A 4,193-nucleotide genomic window follows, 5' to 3' on the forward strand; every position below is an offset into this window, starting at 1 on the left:
CCACCTCTTTGGCCTTGCTCTCGATGCGTGAATAACGCTCGAACAAACGTGGCAACTGATCCTCCGCAATCCCCTCGCCTTGGTCTTGCACGCTGATGTACGCTGCCCCATCGGCACACACCAACGACAACACAACCGTGCTATCGAGCGGTGCATACTTGATGGCATTGCCCAACAAATTGAGCATCATGCGCAGCAGCAACTCAAAATGCCCATGCACCCAAATCACCTCATCTGGAAACTCACGGGTCAAATGCAAACTGCGTGCCGTCAGTTGAGGGTGCAACTCATCGGCTGCTTCATGCAACAAGGCCACGACATCCAGCGTCTGAAAACTATTAGCTTCTACCCACTGCAAACGCGTGGTCTGCAAAAAATCATCCGCCCAAGTCTTAGCACGCATGATTTGTCGATAAGCCCCATGCTCTGTTCCCAGCAAGGGCTTTAACTGCATTAACGCACCTTCCAAAGGTGCTCGAATGTCATGCGAGATGAACTGTGACATCTCGTTTTGCTCAATCTCAAACTGCATCACCGCCTGTCGCAGCACATGAACCCGTGCAATCTGCAACGCCATGCGGTCATCCAACGCTTGCTCACGTCGAACATCCAAAGCATTCATCTCAGGCGAAGGCCCCAACGCACCGATATGGGCGGTCATCAGCTTCAAATCCTCATCCAAATAACGTGTCGCCAACTCCAACCTACGCCACGCCCATATCGGATAAGCCAGCGTAATCACGGCTGCGGCTGCAGCCGTATTCAGTGCCACACCTGTCAGCAACAAAAAAAGTATCGGCAACAACATCGCCAACGCGGCAACACTGCAACACCACAACAAACCCAAACGTGCCGACAACCTCGGCAACAACGTCCAAGGAATCAATGCCAGCAGCATGCACAGCAATGCCTGTCCCCAAACAGGCAAGGGGCGAATCAGTTGATCATGGAGCACACCTTCCAAGGCATGCGCCATGAACTCCACCCCTGGCATCGGACGCTGCGACAGCGGCGTAAACACAGCGCTTCCTAGGCCAGCTGCCGTCACCCCCACCAACACCCATTTGTCCTGCACTTGTGAACGATCGAAATAGGGACTCAGCACGTCACTCGCCGACAGCGTCACAAAAGGTTGATTGCCTGTCACAAAGCGCACCAAGCGCTTGTAACCCAAGCCTTCATCAGACGCACAAGTACCTACAGCCACACCATGTCCGAGCTCGGCTACACGCTGCACAAAGTGGGGGATCGACTCATCAATTTCATTTTTCTCGCACAGATACAAGCCGCGCACCACGCCATCGGCGTTCGCATCGGCGTGCCCCCAACCCAAGCCAGCTGCGGCATCCGCCAACAACGGTAGAGGCTGCATTTGTATGGATACACCATCAGCACCTTGCTCGCGAACGACAGGCAACACCACTCGCTGTGAACTTTTCAGCGCCCGAGCCAACCGGCGGTCTGATTTTTTAGTCTCACTCTCAGCCAAGACCAAGTCCCACCCAATGGCACGAGCACCTGCCCCACTCAAGCGGAGGATCAAATCAGCCTGCGCCTCACGTGACCAAGGCCAACGCCCGTGTTGCGCCAAACTAGCGGCATCCACCGCCACCACCACCACATCCTCCACACGACGTGGCAGCTGCAACCGCAACGCTTGGTCATGGCCCCATTGATCTGCACGATCAAACGTTTCCATCAAGCTCAAACCCAGTGCCAACGCTATCGACAACAAACTCAGCGCGATCAGCTCGCGCCACAAATCCACAGATCGAAAACTCATGAGCCTTGTTGTTGTGCTACCAACCAAACGCCTAAATAAGCCCCTTTCGCTGCCACACCAGAAGGCACAGTCAACTCGCCTCCACCAGAGCTTGTCTGCCACACCGTTTTTTCAACCGCCTGATCTAAGGACAACTGAACCAACCAACGCTGCCCATCGGGTGCGAGCGGCATATCCAGCTTGAAGCCACCCTGTTTATTCAGCCAACTCACAGACAACCAGCGCAATGGCCCCATCTGCATACGCGGCACAGCCACCTCAAACGCATGCAACGTAGGCAAGCCCGCCAACCCATTGGCCGATATGCCTTGCAGCTGCATCACATAACGTGCGTTTGGCAAACTCACCCAATCGACCAGCTTCGACTTTTGCCCCTCTTGCGCACTCAACACCTGCGTCATCGCCGCATCACGCGCCACCACAGCACGCCAGCGCGACACGCCCGTCGTACTTAAATCAAACTGCAAAGGCAACTGCTGCACCTGCACGGGCAACTGTGCGGTAATAGGCGCAAGGGGCAGCATCTCTGGCTCCATTGGCAACTTCATCCCCTGCACCGCCTTAGCACCCGAACCTGCGGGCACCTGCAAGGTCTGGCCCTCTGACGTCATGCTCACCATCCCCGTTTGCGTGCTCAACAAAGTTTCTTTTTGCGTCACCTCCGCTTCAAACGTTGTGCCACGCACTGCCAGCACAGCAGAAGGCGTTTTCACTCGGATACGTCGCATCGGTGGCACATCTGTAGCTGCCCCACTTGGTGCAGAAGCGCTCACAACCGCCTCTCCAGAAGACTGAGAAGCCGCCAGACTAGGCGTTGTCACCACCACACGGCCCTTTGGCACATCCAACAAAGCATCCAATCTGCCTGTAGCCAGCAAGCGCCACTCCTTCAACCCCATCTGTGTATCGGACTGCACCATCACACGCACCCCTGTCCCCAAATCAAGGGTTGCCGTACTGCGCTCACCGGCAACCAACACCATCCCTGGGTACACCTCGTCGCCCAGCTTCACCTCACGCAACACCTTGCCCGTCTTCGGGTGAATCCAACTCACACTGCCCGTCGATGCGCTAACCGTCGCAGCAGATGTCTTCGTGCGCAGCCACGCCTGTGGCAGCAAAAGCACTTGCCCATCACGAATCTGGTCAGCACTGCCCAAACCGTTGTAACGCGCCCACTCTCGCCACATCTGTGGTTTATTCAAATAGCGTTGGGCCAACTCCATCAAATGCTCACCGTCCTTGACCACCACACGCTCATCCGTCTCTCTCGACTGGGTGTGCATCACCACCGTGGGCGGCGGCGCTGGTTGCACCGTCTCTGTGGGTGCAGGCAAACGCACCAATGGACTTACCGACACCGATCCAGCCCAAACCCCCACAGAACCACTCAAGCCTCCGGCCAAAAACACCCATAACAAACCGTTACTTGCTTGCTTGCGCATCTGCTTTTTCATGACAACATCTCCAATCGATACCCTTGTTGATAAATAGAAGCGAGCCGCCAACCTCGATCAGCCGTCCACCCTAACTTACTACGCAAATGACTCAAATGCACATCCAATCGACGTGTATCCACCGCCAAATCCGTCACCCCAATCTCTGCATACAAACACTGGCGTGACAACAACTGACCACGCTGCTTAAACAAAAACAAAGCCAGTGGCAACTCCTTGCCAGTCAACATCACCTCACAACCATTGAGAGCGATCGTCTTGGCCTCATAGTCCACCACGAAATCATGCAACACCTCGCAAGACGCACTCGCACCATCGCTGCCATCGGCATACAGCCCACTGCGTCGCAGCAGTGCCTGCATGCGCGCCTGCAACACCGGATACAAAGGCGGCTTCGTCACGTAATCGTCTGCCCCTGCCTGCAACATCTGAACCATCAGCTCAGGACTGTCAAAAGCCGTCAAAAAAATCACAGGAGGCATACGCTCGGCCTCACGCAACCGCGCCATCACCTGCGGCCCGTGCATATCTGGCAAATGCCAATCAAACAAAGCCAAATTAAAACTCTGCGTCAACATGCCCGCCAAGCACGCCTCACCTGTGGCGAAATGCTCAACCTCATAGCCCGCCTCCTCTAACCAAGTTTTCGTAGTCAGCGCAAAAAAACTCTCGTCCTCTAACAAGGCAATACGAGCAACCGTCATGAGGCGACCATCCAAAAAAGAAGTGGGGTTTTATGGATGAATGAATTTGTAAACATCTTGTGGAGTCAATACCGTGATGAGCAACTCATCACCAATTCAATTATTTTTAGGGCGGATTCAAGGACGAAGTGCAACACGCTTTAACGAGGCATGGAATACCTCGTGAGGTGTCTTGAATCCTAGTCGCTTTCTGGGGCGGTGATTCAATCGGTTTTCAATCATAGTCAATTCCTCATCCGTCACGGTTTC

General features: G+C 54.7%; 3 protein-coding genes. All 3 read right to left on the bottom strand.

The features are described from left to right. Positions 1-1,783 (bottom strand): CHASE2 domain-containing protein (locus RMS03_RS10105; RefSeq protein WP_310626935.1); only part of this gene is annotated, 1,783 nt, incomplete at its 3' end. After that, entirely contained in the window at positions 1,780-3,240 is a 1,461-nt protein-coding gene (locus RMS03_RS10110; protein ID WP_310626936.1) for a FecR domain-containing protein, read from the bottom strand. The genes RMS03_RS10105 and RMS03_RS10110, both read right to left, overlap by 4 nt. After that, positions 3,237-3,944 carry a response regulator transcription factor gene (locus RMS03_RS10115; RefSeq protein ID WP_310626937.1) on the bottom strand — a complete coding sequence of 236 codons (708 nt, stop codon included), beginning with the start codon at positions 3,942-3,944 and terminating at the stop codon, positions 3,237-3,239. The genes RMS03_RS10110 and RMS03_RS10115 overlap by 4 nt, the downstream gene beginning before the upstream one ends. Positions 3,945-4,193: the final 249 nt, after the last annotated feature.

Origin of the sequence: Limnohabitans sp. (assembly GCF_031538885.1) — a bacterium.
Taxonomy (GTDB): domain Bacteria; phylum Pseudomonadota; class Gammaproteobacteria; order Burkholderiales; family Burkholderiaceae_C; genus Limnohabitans.